General features: G+C 71.7%; 17 protein-coding genes. 11 read left to right on the forward strand and 6 right to left on the reverse strand.

From position 1 onward, the window contains the following. The first annotated feature begins 108 nt into the window (after nt 1-108). The 6 genes from AB0I38_RS31395 to AB0I38_RS31420 all read left to right on the forward strand — a co-directional run bounded on the left by AB0I38_RS31395 (nt 109) and on the right by AB0I38_RS31420 (nt 5046). A complete protein-coding gene (locus tag AB0I38_RS31395; protein ID WP_358487723.1) occupies nt 109-684 on the forward strand; it encodes an RNA polymerase sigma factor in 576 nt (191 codons plus the stop codon). Then, nucleotides 681-1466 carry a zf-HC2 domain-containing protein gene (locus tag AB0I38_RS31400; protein ID WP_358487727.1) on the forward strand — a complete coding sequence of 262 codons (786 nt, stop codon included), beginning with the start codon at nt 681-683 and terminating at the stop codon, nt 1464-1466. Before AB0I38_RS31395 ends, AB0I38_RS31400 begins: the two co-directional genes overlap by 4 nt. Beyond that, entirely contained in the window at nt 1463-2305 is an 843-nt protein-coding gene (locus AB0I38_RS31405) for an ABC transporter ATP-binding protein (RefSeq protein WP_358487731.1), read from the forward strand. Before AB0I38_RS31400 ends, AB0I38_RS31405 begins: the two co-directional genes overlap by 4 nt. Beyond that, nucleotides 2302-3771, forward strand: a complete 1470-nt coding sequence (locus tag AB0I38_RS31410) for a hypothetical protein (RefSeq protein WP_358487734.1) — start codon at nt 2302-2304, stop codon at nt 3769-3771. The genes AB0I38_RS31405 and AB0I38_RS31410 overlap by 4 nt, the downstream gene beginning before the upstream one ends. Before the next feature lie 32 nt (nt 3772-3803). After that, nucleotides 3804-4454, forward strand: a complete 651-nt coding sequence (locus AB0I38_RS31415) for a hypothetical protein (RefSeq protein ID WP_358487737.1) — start codon at nt 3804-3806, stop codon at nt 4452-4454. Nucleotides 4455-4575: 121 nt separating this feature from the next. Then, nucleotides 4576-5046 (forward strand): SPW repeat protein, encoded by a 471-nt coding sequence (locus AB0I38_RS31420; RefSeq protein WP_358487741.1) that lies wholly within the window; start codon nt 4576-4578, stop codon nt 5044-5046. A 182-nt stretch (nt 5047-5228) separates the two neighbouring features. Here AB0I38_RS31420 and AB0I38_RS31425 read toward each other — a convergent pair whose 3' ends face one another. Continuing rightward, nucleotides 5229-5822, reverse strand: coding sequence for a helix-turn-helix domain-containing protein (locus AB0I38_RS31425; protein ID WP_358488129.1), 594 nt, complete (start codon nt 5820-5822; stop codon nt 5229-5231). A gap of 91 nt (nt 5823-5913) precedes the next feature. Here AB0I38_RS31425 and AB0I38_RS31430 point away from each other — a divergent pair, with 91 nt between their 5' ends. Next, the gene (locus AB0I38_RS31430; protein WP_358487744.1) at nt 5914-6921 is read left to right on the forward strand and encodes an NAD(P)/FAD-dependent oxidoreductase; all 1008 of its coding nucleotides are present in this window, start codon (nt 5914-5916) and stop codon (nt 6919-6921) included. A 536-nt stretch (nt 6922-7457) separates the two neighbouring features. Here the strand turns inward: AB0I38_RS31430 and AB0I38_RS31435 are convergent. The 5 genes from AB0I38_RS31435 to AB0I38_RS31455 form a co-directional block, all read right to left on the reverse strand. Next, nucleotides 7458-8390 (reverse strand): NADP-dependent oxidoreductase, encoded by a 933-nt coding sequence (locus AB0I38_RS31435; RefSeq protein WP_358487747.1) that lies wholly within the window; start codon nt 8388-8390, stop codon nt 7458-7460. Between the two features lie 272 nt (nt 8391-8662). Next, nucleotides 8663-9253 (reverse strand): cyanamide hydratase, encoded by a 591-nt coding sequence (locus AB0I38_RS31440; protein ID WP_358487750.1) that lies wholly within the window; start codon nt 9251-9253, stop codon nt 8663-8665. Between the two features lie 119 nt (nt 9254-9372). Continuing rightward, nucleotides 9373-9837 (reverse strand): cupin domain-containing protein, encoded by a 465-nt coding sequence (locus AB0I38_RS31445; protein ID WP_358487753.1) that lies wholly within the window; start codon nt 9835-9837, stop codon nt 9373-9375. A gap of 166 nt (nt 9838-10003) precedes the next feature. Next, nucleotides 10004-11005, reverse strand: a complete 1002-nt coding sequence (locus AB0I38_RS31450) for an NADP-dependent oxidoreductase (protein ID WP_358487757.1) — start codon at nt 11003-11005, stop codon at nt 10004-10006. A gap of 167 nt (nt 11006-11172) precedes the next feature. After that, the gene (locus tag AB0I38_RS31455; protein ID WP_358487761.1) at nt 11173-12060 is read right to left on the reverse strand and encodes an AraC family transcriptional regulator; all 888 of its coding nucleotides are present in this window, start codon (nt 12058-12060) and stop codon (nt 11173-11175) included. Nucleotides 12061-12136: 76 nt separating this feature from the next. Here AB0I38_RS31455 and AB0I38_RS31460 point away from each other — a divergent pair, with 76 nt between their 5' ends. From AB0I38_RS31460 to AB0I38_RS31475, 4 genes are read left to right on the forward strand one after another with little or no spacing between them, the layout of a single operon-like run. Further along, nucleotides 12137-13000: an alpha/beta fold hydrolase gene (locus AB0I38_RS31460; RefSeq protein ID WP_358487765.1), complete on the forward strand. Its 864-nt coding sequence runs from the start codon at nt 12137-12139 to the stop codon at nt 12998-13000. A gap of 14 nt (nt 13001-13014) precedes the next feature. Next, on the forward strand, nt 13015-13197 hold the full coding sequence (locus AB0I38_RS31465) for a hypothetical protein (RefSeq protein WP_358487768.1): 183 nt from the start codon (nt 13015-13017) through the stop codon (nt 13195-13197). Nucleotides 13198-13255: 58 nt separating this feature from the next. Continuing rightward, nucleotides 13256-14068 (forward strand): hypothetical protein, encoded by an 813-nt coding sequence (locus AB0I38_RS31470; RefSeq protein ID WP_358487771.1) that lies wholly within the window; start codon nt 13256-13258, stop codon nt 14066-14068. Continuing rightward, nucleotides 14065-14442, forward strand: a complete 378-nt coding sequence (locus AB0I38_RS31475) for a GntR family transcriptional regulator (RefSeq protein WP_358487779.1) — start codon at nt 14065-14067, stop codon at nt 14440-14442. Before AB0I38_RS31470 ends, AB0I38_RS31475 begins: the two co-directional genes overlap by 4 nt. The last annotated feature ends 63 nt before the right edge of the window (nt 14443-14505 follow it).

A 14505-nucleotide genomic window follows, 5' to 3' on the forward strand; every position in this document is an offset into this window, starting at 1 on the left:
GTGGCGGGCTCCCTGAACGGCCGGGTCAGCGGCCACGCCACCCGGCATCCGACGGATCCCGCCAGCGCGTCAAGAACCGGGGCACGGCCGGACTGCGATAGATGAGGTGTGAGACCGTTCAGCTTCCGAAGGCGTGAGCCTCCTCCCGAGGTCAGCCCGGAACATGCCTCCGACATCGAGCTCATCGCCGCCATCGCCGCGCAGAGCACCTCCGCGCTGCGTGTCCTCCACCAGCGTCACGCCCCCTGGCTGCGCGCCAGGCTGGCCCGCCGCTGCGCCGACCACGACGTCGTGGACGACGCGCTGCAGGAGACGTTCCTGGCCGTGTGGCGATCGGCGGGCCGGTTCGAGGGCGGCAATCCGGCGGGCTGGCTGTGGACGATCGCCATCCGCCGGCTCGTCTCGGCGCTCCGCGGCCGAGGATCCCGCTGGATCGGCACCGGCGACACCGGCGTAGATCCGGTGTCGGCCTCGGCGGAGGACGTCGTGCTCCTCGCTGTCGAGCACGGTGACCTCGGCGGCGCCCTGACCAGACTCGCGCCCGAGTTGCGCGCGGTGATCGAGGCGACCGTGCTCGACGGTCTCACCACCAAGGAGGCCGCGCGCCTTCTCGGTATCCCCGAGGGAACGGTCAAGTCCCGCGCCACGCGGGCGAGGGCCCGGCTGCGTGAGGAGCTGTCATGAGCTGGCATATCCCTGATGACCTGCGAGGACGCTATCTCGCTGGAACACTGGAAACCGCCGCGGCTCTGTCCGTGGACGCCCACCTCGCGAGCTGCGCGCGGTGCCGGGCGGCGGTGCCGTACGAACAGGACTGGCTGGAGGGGTCCTGGGCGCGGCTGGAGACCGCGCTGATCCGGCCGCGGCCGAGTCCGGCCGCGCGCCTGCTGCGGTACGCGGGCTTGCCCGATCACGTGGCCAGGCTGGTGTCCGCGACCCCGACGATGAGCCGGGCCTGGGTGGTGGCGGTGGTGGCCGCGCTGGCGTTCGCGGTGCTGGCGGCGCGTCAGGAGGCGGACCTGCTGCCCGCGTTCCTGACGCTGGCTCCGGTGCTGCCGCTGACCGGGATCGCGCTGGGGTACGGGCCGCACGTCGATCCCGCCCACGAGCTGACGGCCGCCACCCCGCTGGCCGGGCCGCGGCTGCTCCTGACCCGGGCCGTGGCGGTGCTGGCGGTCGCGACCGCGCTGGCGGCGATCGCCTCACCGCTGCTGCCCGCGCCGCCCGGCCTGAGCGCCGCCTGGCTGCTGCCCGCGCTGGCCGCGGCCTCGGGCTGCCTGGCCCTGTCGACCCGGCTGCCGGTGCCGATCGCCGCGCTCGCCGTGGGCGGGCTGTGGCTCGCCATCGTCGGTGCCGGCCGGCTGACCGGCGGGTGGCTGGCCGCGTTCGGGCCTGTCGCCCAGATCGGGTACGGGGCGGCCGCCCTGCTGCTGATGTTCCGCCTCTACAGAATGAGCTTTCGATGATTCACATCAAGGACCTGAGCAAGAGCTATGGCCGTCGGCGCGCCCTCGACGGCCTTGACCTGACCCTGGGCATCGGCGTGACCGGCCTGCTCGGCCCGAACGGCGCCGGCAAGACGACCTTGCTGCGCTGTCTGGCCACCACCCTGGCCCCGTCCGGGGGCTCGATCGACGCCTACGGCCTGAACCCGGCGAACCCCGTACAACGGACCGTCCTGCGCCGGAGGTTGGGGTACCTCCCGCAGGATCCCGGCTTCTATCCCCATTTCACCGCGTTCGACCTCGTTGACTACGTCGCGATCTTGAAGGAGATGACCGACCGCGAACGGCGGCACATCGAGGTGCGGCGCGTGCTGGCCGAGGTGGGCCTGACCGAACAGGCGAGAGTGCGGACGGGCAGGCTGTCGGGCGGCATGCGACAGCGGCTCGCGCTGGCGCAGGCGCTGCTGGGCGAGCCTGACCTGCTGATACTCGACGAACCGACCGTGGGGCTGGACCCCGAGCAGCGGATGTCGTTCCGGGCGCTGGTGTCGCGGCTGGGCGAGAGCCGTACCGTCGTGCTGTCCACGCACCAGACGGAGGACGTCGCGGCGCTGTGCGAGCGGGTGGTCGTCATGCGGGCCGGGCGGGCCGTCTTCGACGGCACGCCAGGAGAGCTGGCGGGGGTCGCGACCGGGCAGGTGTGGCTCTCGGACGAGGCGCCAACGGCGTCCAGGGTGTTCTGGCGTACAGCGGACGGGCGATATCGAACGCTGGGTCAGCGGCCTCCGACGGGAGACGCGACGGCGCCCGGCGTCGAGGACGGCTATCTCGTGCTGCTCGGCGAGGAGGTGGCGGCGTGACGGCCACCCGTGGGATCGGTGGAGTGACGCGGCAGTTGTTGTGGTTCGAGACGCGGCGGCTGCTGCGGCATCCACTGGTGTGGGGCGCGACTCTGCTGGTGCTGGCGTTGCAGACGTACCTCAGCCGGGGTCAGCAACCCCACTGGGGCGTCGATCCCGTTCGCGCGACCGGGATGTCCACCTGCCTGGCGGCGGCGGTGCTGGTCGTGGCGAGCCTGGCCGCCTCACGTGACAGGCAGCACGGGATGCCGGAGAGCCTGGCGGGCCTGCCGGGGCGGGCCGAGCACCGGACGCGGGCGATCCTGCTGGCCACGCCGTCTGTCGCGGGGCTGGCGGCGGCGGTGGCCGTGTTCGGCTACCTGGGGATCCGGCTGCTGAGCGGGCCGGGGGCGGGGCGGTTCGACCTGTGGGAACCGCTGACGGCGATCGCGGCTTCCGCGTTCGCCGCGACGCTGGGAGTGGCCGTCGGCCGGTGGTCGCGGTGGCTGATCGCCGGCCCGATGGTGGTGGCCGTGCTCGGCTACCTGATCTTCACGAACAACCAGAACGGCTCGGCCGGGTGGCTGCTGCCGGTCATGCAGGAGTACCACCCGGACTGGGCCGACCGGCCGTCCGGGGTGCATCTGGTGTACGTGCTGGCGCTCGCGGTCCTCTTCGGCGGGATCGCGCTGCTGAGACCTCGGGTACGGCTCGCGCCTGCCGTGGTAGCGGTGGCGGCGCTGGGCGTCGCGGTGCCTTCGGGGGCCATCGCGGCGGCCGAGCCGCCGTTCGTGCAGAGAACGGCGGGCGCTTTCACGATCGACGACGTGGATCCGCGGGTGCGCGACCGCTACCACGGCCCGGACACCCACCGGTGCTCGGAGCGCCGGGGCATCACCTACTGTGCCTACCCCGGCTACGAGCCGTGGATCCCGCTGTGGGAGGAGGCCATGCGCCCGGCCGTGGACGCGTTGCCCGCCACCCTGCGCACTCATCTGCCACGCGTAAAGCAGACGGCCTGGACCTGGTACACCGGCGAAGACTCCGGCAACCCTCCGCTCAGGACGCCGATGACGTGGGGGCATCCTGACCAGCGCACCGCGCTGGCCACGGATCTGGCCCATTGGGCGACCGGTCTGCACGATTCGGTCTCCGCGCTGTCGAAGGTGAGCCTTGACGCGGAGTGCGACGTACGGGGACAGGCACGCACGCTCGTCGCACTCTGGGTCGCCGGCCAGGTGTCCCCGCCCGAGGCTCCTCGCCGACTCAAGATCGACGACCGTACGGAGCTCGTGTATGGCGCCAGGTGGGGCGCCGCCGAGGTCACCTACGCCGAACTCCTCCTCGCCACTCCTGGCGTCCGCGAGCGGGTGCACGCCCACTGGGACACCCTCATGAAGCCCACCACCACCATCGTCCAGGCCCTGACTCTGCTCGGCGTGGACCATGGTGCCGACGCCCCGATGGGAGCCACGCCATGTCGTTGATGTCGCCTGCCACTCACAAGAGCGGCGTTCCGGTGCGTACTCCCGCCCCTGCCCGGTGGCGCTCGGCCGTCGTCCTGGCCGGGCCGCTGGCCAGGGCCATCGGCTGGGGGCCGCTCGCGATGGTCACGGCGTTCGTGGCGGCCCTGCTGGCGCTGGTGGAGGCCGGAGAGCCGCTGGGGACGGGCGACGCGCTGCTGCTGATGCGCGTCGCGGGCACGCTGCTCGGCTCGGCCGCCGCCTTCGCCCTCGTCGACGCCATGTCCGCCCAACTGGGCGCGGCGGCCCTACCTCGCTGGGTACGGCAGGCGCTGAGGTGCCTGCTGGCCGGCGGCGTCGCGGTCGCCGTCTGGCTGGTGGCCTTCCGCTTCGCCCTGTCCCGGCTCCCCGAGGGTGCCCTCTTCCCGGTCGGCGACCTGCTGATCGAGATGGGGGTGTGCCTCGGGATCGGGTTGGCGTCCGCCGCGACGGCTCTGCGGTACGCGCCCGGACGGCAGGCGGCCATGGCGGCCGTCGTGGTCCAGTTCGCCCTGGTGCTGGCGACCATCCTGCTGCCGGACCAGTTCAGGCTGTGGCCGCCTACCTGCGGGTTCGGATACTGGGACCAGGCACACCGGTTCTGGCTGGCGGTGCTGCCTCTGCCGTACCTGTGGCTGGGGCTGGCCTGCCGCGACGTGCGGCGCTGACCCTCGACATCCTCCATGCGGACCTCGATTTCAGCCGGTTACGGACAGACAGTTACAAATAGGAGTTAGGGGGTAATGGCGGACATAAGGTGCATGAAACCACCATTCAGGAGGTGCACCCATGACGCACAACACGGATATCAGGCAGCATCCGGACATCATGGAGATGCGAGCCCGATACGAGGCAGCCGCCGCTAATCCCACCGCCCAGCTGACGGACGGGATCACGCTGCTCGCCGGCATATATCTGGCGGTGTCGCCGTGGATCGTCGGATTCAACGGCCTCAGCAACATAACGGTCAACAACCTGATCACCGGGCTCCTGGTCGCCCTCCTGGCGCTGGGCTTCAGCTCCGCCTTCGGCAGGACGTACGGCCTCGCCTGGGTCGTACCCATCGTCGGCGTCTGGACGATCATCTCGCCGTGGGTCATCAGCGGCCCGAACAACACCACCGGCGTCATCGTCAGCAACGTGGTGATCGGCGCGATCATCCTGCTGCTCGGGCTCGCGAACATGCAGACGAGCATGGCCGCCGCGAAGCGGCACACGCCGGGATTCGGCAAGGGCCCCACGCCGAGCACCAGTCGCTGACGAGTGGAGTCCGCCGAAGGCGCTCTCCTCTACCGTCCGGCCAGGGAACCTTCGGTCCTCGTGGACCGATCCTGGCCGGGAAACCCGGGAGTGCGCCCTCGGCGTACCATCGCCCACGCGTTCGCTTCACGACTCCTCCGCGCGCTCTCCGGTTGCCGGAAAGGGTCTGGAGGAATGCCGGATCAGCGCGACGGGCGGCTCGCCTCAGAGGAGTCCTCGCGGGTCTGATGACCGCGGCGGGCGTCGCGGTCGAAGATTCCCAGGATCTCGGCCGGGCCGCCAACTGAGCCGATGGCGTGCGGAAGCATGGTGGGGAACTCCGCGGCCTGGTTGGTCTCCACGCGATAGCGGCGGTTTCCCAGGAGCAGGACCGCGGTGCCGGACAGGACGACCAGCCATTCCCGGCCCGGATGGGCACGCAGACGCGAAGGGTTGTCCGGCGGCGGGTCCACCATGCGCTGCCGGATGACGATGATGCCGGGGTCCGCGCGCACCGTCCACCGCATCAGTTGACGGGCCGCGTCGTGGATCGGGCTGCTGACGACATCCTCAGAGGCCGTCTCGACCAGCTGGTCGAGAGAGGTGTCCAAGGCGCGGGCGAGTGTGGCGAGCTGGTCCAGAGCAAGGCGACGCTGACCGTTCTCGATCCGGCTGAGCGTGGACGGACTGAGCTTCGCACGGAGAGCCAGATCGTCGAGGGACCACCCCTGCGCCACCCGCAGAGCACGGATCCGTTTGCGCACCAGGCTGTCGAGTTCACCATCGTCTTGCGTCATAGGCAATATCTTATGCGTTTTGCTCAAGGGCGCCTAGCGTCGTCGTCAGGACGGACCCCGCCCGGGGCTCCGTCGGCTACGAGGAAAGGCCATGCCCATGCCCGCTGAGCACGCGACCGCCCAACTGCCACGCGAAACCGTCGACGCCGTGGTGATCGGCGGCGGCGCCGCGGGCCTTAACGGCGCGCTGATGCTCGCCCGCTCCCGCCGCTCGGTCCTCGTGATCGACAGCGGCACCCCCCGCAACGCGCCCGCCGATGGCGTGCACGGTCTGCTCGGCTTGGACGGCACCCCGCCGGCAGAGCTCCTGCGCGTCGGCCGAGAGGAAGTGCGCAGGTACGGCGGGCGGATCGTGGCCGGCGAGGTGACCTCCGCCGTTCCGGCCCAGCCCTCCGCCGACGGCGATCTCCGCTTCACCGTCACCCTGGCCGACGGCGGCACCCTGCGCGCTCGCCGGCTGCTGGTCGCCACCGGCCTGCGCGACCAACTGCCCGACGTTCCCGGCCTGGCTCAGCACTGGGGGCACGGCGTGGTGCACTGCCCGTACTGCCACGGCTGGGAGGTGCGCGACGAGCCCATCGGCATCCTGGCCGCCGGCCCGGCCTCCGTCCACCATGCTCTGCTGTTCCGGCAGCTGACCGACGACCTCGTGTACTTCACCCGGGGCACCGAACTGGACGAGGAGACCCGCGCGCGCTTCGCCGCCCGCGGCATCCGGGTCATGGACACCTCCGTGGCGGAGATCGAGTCCAGCGAGGACGGCATCACGGGCGTCCGGCTGTCCGATGGGCAGGTCGTGCCCCGCCGCGTCATCGCCGTGGCCACCACGTTGCTGGCCCGCACCGACGGCCTGGCCGGCCTGCGGCTACCGATGGAGGACCTGCCCCACGGCATGGGCCGACACTTCGCCGCCGGCCCCGCGGGCCGCACCTCCGTGCCGGGCGTGTGGGTGGCGGGCAACGCCGCCGACCTGATGGCACAGGTCGGCGCCGCCGCCGCGGCGGGCGCCCTGGCAGGCGCGCACGTCAACGCCGACCTGGCGACCGCCGACACCGACGCGGCCGTGGCCGCCTCGCGTCGTGGCGACACCGCCGCGTGAGCACACTCAGCGCGGCGCCGGCCCGGGGCGCCGGGCGGTGAATCGCCGCGCGGCTGCCGCGGCCCCGGCGGCGAGCGCGATCCCGCCCGCCACGCGCGTCGAGGTGCCGTCGATCTCGACCAGCACCGCCGGTCGGCCGGACTGGGCCGCCCGCAAAGCTCACCTGCTGCGCGTGCGCCCAGCTTCCGTGGAACGTCGTGGCAATCCGCAAACCGAGTGGAGGCCCACGGGAGGACCACTGCTTTCGGAGACGGGAGCCGGATGTCGCTCATGGGCCGGGGGCGAGGGCACCGGCGTCTGCCACGCGCGTGGCCGAGCCGCCTCCCGCTCCGCTTCGCCCGGCCGGTGATGCCGCCTGCGGCTCGGGCAGGCCGGCATGCCGGTCGCGGTATCGATGGAGAAGATACTGCGCCTGCCGTCCCGGGAACGGCGCGGATCCGCGGATGGGCCCGCCGGTGGCCCCGTCGTTTCCGGGTCTACGGCGTTGGCCATGGCTTGAGCATCTTTGTCGTTGAGGTCGCATGCCGGCGCCGCTGTCAGGGCTTGAGCACGTAGCGACCGCGCACCCCGCCCTTGGCCATGGCCCGGTGGGTGTCGGCGACCTGGTCCAGCGGCACGACCGCGTGCACCCGGGCCGGCAGTTCGCCGGACGCGGTGCGGGCCAGCAGGCCGCTCAATCGAGGGCCGTCGGGGTGGGTCACCACGACGGCTACGGTGATCCCCCGCTCAGCGGCCGGCACGGCGTTCGGCCGGACACCGACGAACGCGCCGCCGTCGCGGACCAGGGCGAGGCCCGGCTCCTGCAGTGCCGCGCCGTCGGCGACCGCGTCCCAGCCCGGCTCGGCATGCGTGGTGAAGCCGGCGCCGAGGCCGCGGACGAACTCCTCGTCCTCGGCTCTGGCCAGACCGGTCACCTGCCAGCCGCGAGCGGGCGCGAGCGCGGCGACGTAGCCCCCGACCGCGCCGGCCGCGCCGGTCACCAGCAGCCGGTCGCCGCCGGTTGGCGCATCGCCGAGCAGGTCGAGGATCTGGGCGGCGGCCAGCCCGTTGAGCGGCACCGTCGACGCCACCGCCAGATCCAGCCCGTCGGGTACGACGGCGAGACCGGCGACCGGCACGACGAGTTGCTCGGCGTAGGTGCCGAAGTCGCGGTCGAAGCCGTCCACCAGGCCGGCGACCCGGGTGCCGGCGGCCAAGTCCACGCCGGGGCCGGCGGCGACGACGGTGCCGGCGAATTCCCAGCCCAGGCCGGTGCGCTCGGGCTGGTCGATCAACCCCGCGGCGTGGAAGAAGCCGCCCGCGACCCCGAGGTCGACGGGGTTGACCGCCGCGGCGGCGATCCCGACCCGGACCTCGCCGGGCCCGGGCTCGACGACGGGAACGTCGATGATCTCGATCGAGTCGGGTCCGCTCGGGGTGCGGACAACGGCCGTCCGGAAGGTGGCGGTACGGGATGCGGCAGTGTTCACGGGTTCGCTCCTTGTGGCTGGTGATCGGTGGTTGCCTTGCACCACTGTGGGCTGGGTAACTCCCCAACAGGAAGTGGGCACTTCGAAGTGCGTAGGTCACCCCTCGGTAGGCAGGAGCGGTCGATGCCGACGATGACGGCGGCCCGCAGGGGCCGATGTCGTCGATCGGGGCCTCGATCGTCAGATCGCGCGGTTTTCGCGCCGGGGTGAGGATCGACGCGATCGCCGACACGTCGACCGGTCGCAACGCCGCGTGCGAGTCGGCGGCGACGTCAGGCGGGTGGGCGGCCTTCGAGGGGGTTGGCGGCGATCCGCCCCGCGACGTCGTTCCTGACCGATGCGGCGGCGGCGCTGTCCGGCTTGCGCCCCGCCTGGTCCTCGAAGCACGCCAGGAACTGCGCGCCGAAGCCCAGCCGAGGATAGCTGGCGAGCATCTCCGCCCTGGCGTCCGGCGAGAACTCCTCCGGCCGCCGTCCGACCACCTCCCAGCTTGTGGCGACCTGCAGCAGGTGGGACTCGGGGTCGGTGGCCGGGGACACGTCGTCACGCATGTGCAGCACAATGATCTCGGTGACCCTGGCGGCCCGCTCCGCCGGCCAGCCGGCCGCCACGCCGAAGACCCAGGCCAGCTGCCCTCCCGCCTCCTCGAACGGCAGCCGATGGCTGTCGAAGGCCTCCGTCAGCCCGAGGTCATGGAGCAACGCCGAGACGTAGTAGAGCTCGTCATCGAAGGCGATCCCGTGCGCCGTGCCGTACACCGCTCCCCACAGGTAGGAGCGGACGCAGTGGTTGAACAGCGCGGGCGAGTAGAAACGGGTGGCCACCGACAGCGCCGCCGCGGCGGCGGGAGTCTCCGGAAACATGGGTTCAGCTTTCATCTGGTCGTCAGGTCTCGATGTCCGACCTTGGCCGCATGCCGGCGGTGGTACTCAATGCGGGGTCGTGCTGATCAAGCCCGCGCCGTTGCGCCCAGCCGATCGCGCTACCCTGGCGGGTCGTCGACCTTGAGCTGGTCTCCCGTGTTGGAGACGAAGACGACCAGCAGTTTCGCCGGTTGCGTCCGGCTGGTGTTCTCCGTGAGCACATGGTGGGCGCCCGGCGGCTCGACCCAGTTCTCGCCTTGGCGGTACGTACGCACCGGCTCGCCACCGAGCCGGCTGCGCACAATGCCCTCGAGTACGTAGGCGTAGACGAAAGCGTTGGCGTGCCGATGCGGCGCCGCGCGTGCGGCGGGCGGGAAGTTCACGATCGCCGAGGTGAACGTCTTGCCCTTGACCTGTGGAAGAGCCTGCTCCAAGAGAGGCGATAGCGTCTCGGACGGTGGTTGCGAAACCGTGGCGGCCACTGGCACCTGGTCGGTCGCACGCACTGCTGTGGGCGCGCATGCGACGGACGCGGCCACCATGCCGGCAGCCAGAAGGCCACCGGCAAACCGTACTAGGACCATGACGGCTCTCCTATCCTGCTTGGACCTTCCAGGCGCAACGGGTGATCACTCGGCGTCTCGGATTCCGTCCCCGCACAGCCGAAGTGGTTCACCTGGGAATGGGTCTCGGTCAGGAGGAGTGATGATGACCATGTCCACGCTTTTCGGAGCCTAACCACGGGCGAATTCAAGCCTTGGTGATGGGCTGCTCAAATGCGGTGGTCTGCTCGAATGCAGCCGAGCCGATACACCGGCGACTGAGCCGGCTATTCGCCTTCCGTGACCCGGATGATCGTCTTGCCGGGGGTGCGCTGGGCGGGCGCGAACGCGGAGGGCGCCTCGGCGAGCGTCCGCACGGCCCCGACGATCGGGCGGAGCCGTCCGTCCCGGACCCGCTGTGCCAGGTCCGCCAGCCGGGCACGATCCGACTCGACGACGAAGAAGATCGCCTGCCCGTCACGGGGCCGGACCGTGGGGGCGAGACGATGGTGACGAGCATGCCGCCGGCGCGCACCAGCGCGGCCGAGCGGTCCAGGATGTCGCCGCCGATCACGTCGAACACCACGTCGACCTGACCGGCATCTTCAACGGGATCGGCCTGCAGGTCCAAGAAGGCAGCCACGCCGAGGCCGAGTGCTGTGTCCCTGTCGCCGGCCCTGCCGGTGCCGATCACTCGGGCTCCCGCCTCGCGTGCGAGCTGCACCGCGATGGAACCGACACCGCCCGCGACGCCGTGGATCAGGACGGTCTGGCCGGCGGTTAGGCGGCCGTGGTCGAACAGGCCCTGCCACGCGGTCAGTCCTGAGATGGGCAGTGCGGCGGCCACGGTGTGGTCGACGTCGGCCGGCAGCGGCGCGAGGTTGCGGGCCTCCACCGCCACGTACTCAGCCAGCGAGCCGTTGCGGGTCCAGTCGGTCAGCCCGAACACCCGCTGGCCGACGGTCAGGCCGGTTGTTCCGTATCCCAGCTCGGCGACGATGCCCGACACCTCATGCCCGGGCACACTGGGCGTCCGGTCGTGGCCGGCGCGATCGGTCCACGTTCCCGGCCAGTCGAGCTCTCCGGGGGTGAAGCCTGCGGCATGCACCCTGACGACGACGTCGTTCTCGGTGGCGTGCGGGTATGGCTCTTCCGTCAGGGAAAGCCCGGCCAGACCGGTGGCGCGGTCTCGAACGGTGATGGCTCGCACGACGGGGTCCTCGCTCGTGGTGGGGATGTCGAACAGGACGAACGTACCGACCTTCTCCTCCCGAACGCGTCCCCGCCACGATGTGACGCGCGGATCCGTTCTCAGAAGTGCGGCGCCGGACCCGCCCAGCGCAGGTGACCGCGGCCACGTTCACAGCGGCAGCCGTCTCACCTCCGGCCGGCGGCCCAACCCAGATCCGCAGAGACGTGGGGCTTGGCGGGTGTTCCGCGGCTGGGCCAGGCGATGCCGTCAACGGCGAGAAACGGCTCGCCGGCCACGGTCGCGGGGGTTGCCCCGGTGAACGCCATGACGTCCCGATGCAGGTGGGACTGGTCGGCGTAGCCGGCGTCGGCCGCGACTTGGGCCGCGCCTTCACCTGCGACCAGGCGGTGAGCGGCATGGTCGAAGCGGACCAGCTTCACGGCGCGCTTGGGCGGCAGGCCGAGCTGCGACCGGAACCGGGACCACAGCCGCTTACGACTCCACCCGACCTCGGCCGCAAGTCCGTCGACCCGGACCAGGCCACGGCTGCCGACGATCCGGCCCCAGGCCCGGACCACCTCCGGGTCCACCGGCGGCCCCGCCTCATGCCGGCGGGCGAGCAGCGCGTCCGTCAACGCGAAGCGATCCTGCCACGACGAGACATCGCCCAGTCGCTCACGGATCCGGGACACCTCCCGGCCCCACAGGTCCTCAAGGGACACGACGGCGCCGTCGAAGTCGGCCGGGGAGGCGCCCAAAACCGCGCGTGCGACCACCGGGGACAGGCGCACCTGCACACACTCGACGTTCTCACCCCGAGCCCAGAGCGCGCCACCGGCCCCGACCCCGGGCCCCGCGACGACACTTCCCCGCTGCTGCCGCCCGGCGGCATCGTCCATGACGGGCGAACCGGCGCCGAACTCCAGAAGCAGCGTCACGGCCGGGTGCGGGACCATCCGGAGCGCGTCCAGGTCACGGACACGGAACCCGGCCATGGTGACACCGGCCACCCGGCTGGGCCGTTGCGGGCAGGCCACACCCCACGCAGCCGCACCGTGCATGAACGTCCGCATCGTCCCATGCTAGCGAGCCGGCTGAAGGGAACATTCGTCCAATCCTCCGGCGCGTACCGGCGGCGACAGTGGGCTCATGACTGTTTCCGACGGAGGTCCATACGTGAACGGCGGCCCCCAGACCACCGAGAGTTCGATCCTGCCCCTGGACGACGGCGATATCCACGTGTGCCAGGACGGCCCCCGCGACGCCCCCGCACTCCTGCTCATCCACGGCTCCGCATCCTCGACCCGATCGTGGGACCCGATGGTTCCGCTGCTGACCGGATCTCACCGCGTCATCCGGATCGACCTGCTCGGGCACGGCCGGTCGGCCAAACCGGCCGACCGCAGCTACGCGCTCCCGGAGCAGGCACGCCGGGCCAGCGTGGTACTGGGCCGGCTCGGCGTCGAGCACGCCATCGTCGCCGGCCATTCCAGCGGCGGCGCGGTCGCCACCGCTCTCGCCGAACAGCGCCACGACCTGGTGACCGCGCTCGCGCTCATCAACACCGGCCCCAGCCTGGACGCCTTCATCGCACCGCGATCCGCCGCGATCGGCCCCTCGCAGTGGCCGCCGACCGACGAGCAGCTCCGCCAGTTCGCGAGCACCGGTTTCAGCCGCGCAGGCTTCCAGATCCCACAAGAGCTCCTGGACGAGGTGCGCGCCATGACCTACCACACGCTCACCACGACGATGCAGGCTACCAGCCACTACATGGAGCAGCAGGCGCTCCCGGATCGGCTGACGGCGCTCGGCAAGCCGCTACTGGTGATCTTCGGCGAGGACGACCGCAGATGGCGATCCTCATCCGCCTCCGACTACCGCGTCGTTCCGGGCGCGAAGGTCGAGTTGCTGCCCGGTCTCGGACACTCGCCCCTGCTCGAGGATCCGCCGCGGACCGCCACCTCCCTGCTGGCCTTCACCGCGATTCACGCCGTACGTGGGTGGACTGAATGACAAGGAGGGGCGCCATGCGGATTCTCGTCCGGCGCCGGCGTCGCCGGTCCGGCGCCGGCGTCGCCGGTCCGGTGCCGGCCTACTGGCGCGACCAGGTGTCCATGCGGAGCTGGTTGATCGAGATCTCCGGTAGACGGTCATCCGGTGGGTGCCGGTGGCGGGAGAGGGTGACGCTCGTCGGCGACGCGGGGCGTTGACTTTGTCGCAAGGTATGACGCATCATGTTGCTACAAAGCTTGCGACAAAAGAGGCGCTATGACCCGTGAACCGCTACCGGACACCGACCCGCCGGCGCGCACGACCGATCTGCGCATGGCGGGCGAGTGGCTGGCCCACCACGACCTGGCCGACACCCACCCGACCCCGCTGCTCGCCAGCCGGCTGGCGGTCCGCAGACGCGCCCGCCTGGCCACTTACGTCATCCTGGCCGCGCTGATCATCGTGAGCGCCCTCGCCGCCACTTCCACTTTCGGCGGCCTCCAGCCGCATCGCCCGCTGCCGCTGCTGGCCCTGGCCGCGTCGGTGGCCGGGCTACTGCTGGCACAGTCCCTGCTCGACCGGTGGGTGCGACGCGTCGACCAGCGGGCGGGCGCGACGCTGTCGCGCAGGGCCGCCCATCCGATCCAGCCCGGCTGGCGGACCGTGCTCGGCCGGCCGTTCGCCATTTTCGCCGTCGCCACGTTCGCCGGCGCGATGGTGCTGGTCGCAAGCGCCCTGGCCGTTCCCGAGCCCACCGTGCGGCAGCTGGCCGTCGTCGTGCTGATCGGCCTGCTCGGCGCGACGGCCATCACCGCCATGCAACTGCGCCACCTGCTCAGCTTCCCGGTCGTGGCGGAGGACGAGGAGTCGCTGACCGCCGACGTCATCATGCGCGTCGAAGACACCCGCGAGCTCACCACGCCGAACGTGCAGTGGACGCTGCCGGTGGTGCTGGTCGGCACCGCGCCCGGCTGGTGGAATGCCGCCGCGTTCGCCTACCTGGTCCTGAGCCTGGCCGCGTGCGTCGCGCTCCATGCCAGGACGCCGTCGTGCGCGACGGTGGCCCGGCGGGTCATGGGCGTCCGATGATCGTCATCGACGCGGCCTCACCGGTGCCGCCGTTCGAGCAACTGCGGGTACAGCTCGCCCAGCAGATCCAGGACCGCACGCTGGCCGTGGGCGCCCGGCTGCCGACCATCCGCCACCTCGCGGCCGACCTCGGCCTGGCCGTCAACACGGTCGGCCGGGCCTACCGGGAGCTGGAGGAGGCGGGGCTGATCGAGACGCGCGGGCGGGCGGGCTCGTTCGTGTCGGCCGGCGGCGAGGAGGGCCGGGAGCGGGCCCGCCGGGCCGCCGCCGACTACGCGGCCGTGATCGCCAGCGTCGGCATCGACGCGGGCGAGGCGATCCGCATCGTACAGGCGGCTCTGACGTCCGGCGCGGCGGCACCGGCCTCGCCATGACCGCGACCCGGACGCGGGGTCACCTCGCCGGGCGCACGACGCCGGCGCAGCGGCCGATCAGGC

The sequence above is a fragment of the Nonomuraea cavernae genome (genome assembly GCF_040655715.1).
Lineage (GTDB): Bacteria > Actinomycetota > Actinomycetes > Streptosporangiales > Streptosporangiaceae > Nonomuraea > Nonomuraea cavernae_A.

Coding starts and splice junctions, on each gene's coding strand:
- AB0I38_RS31440 (WP_358487750.1), bottom strand. CDS start 9,253: ATGTTTCCGGAGACTCCCGCCGCCGCGGCGGCGCTGTCGGTGGCCACC.
- AB0I38_RS31455 (WP_358487761.1), bottom strand. CDS start 12,060: ATGCGGACGTTCATGCACGGTGCGGCTGCGTGGGGTGTGGCCTGCCCG.
- AB0I38_RS31420 (WP_358487741.1), top strand. CDS start 4,576: ATGACGCACAACACGGATATCAGGCAGCATCCGGACATCATGGAGATG.
- AB0I38_RS31460 (WP_358487765.1), top strand. CDS start 12,137: ATGACTGTTTCCGACGGAGGTCCATACGTGAACGGCGGCCCCCAGACC.
- AB0I38_RS31405 (WP_358487731.1), top strand. CDS start 1,463: ATGATTCACATCAAGGACCTGAGCAAGAGCTATGGCCGTCGGCGCGCC.
- AB0I38_RS31465 (WP_358487768.1), top strand. CDS start 13,015: ATGCGGATTCTCGTCCGGCGCCGGCGTCGCCGGTCCGGCGCCGGCGTC.
- AB0I38_RS31425 (WP_358488129.1), bottom strand. CDS start 5,822: ATGACGCAAGACGATGGTGAACTCGACAGCCTGGTGCGCAAACGGATC.
- AB0I38_RS31445 (WP_358487753.1), bottom strand. CDS start 9,837: ATGGTCCTAGTACGGTTTGCCGGTGGCCTTCTGGCTGCCGGCATGGTG.
- AB0I38_RS31470 (WP_358487771.1), top strand. CDS start 13,256: ATGACCCGTGAACCGCTACCGGACACCGACCCGCCGGCGCGCACGACC.
- AB0I38_RS31475 (WP_358487779.1), top strand. CDS start 14,065: ATGATCGTCATCGACGCGGCCTCACCGGTGCCGCCGTTCGAGCAACTG.
- AB0I38_RS31430 (WP_358487744.1), top strand. CDS start 5,914: ATGCCCATGCCCGCTGAGCACGCGACCGCCCAACTGCCACGCGAAACC.
- AB0I38_RS31400 (WP_358487727.1), top strand. CDS start 681: ATGAGCTGGCATATCCCTGATGACCTGCGAGGACGCTATCTCGCTGGA.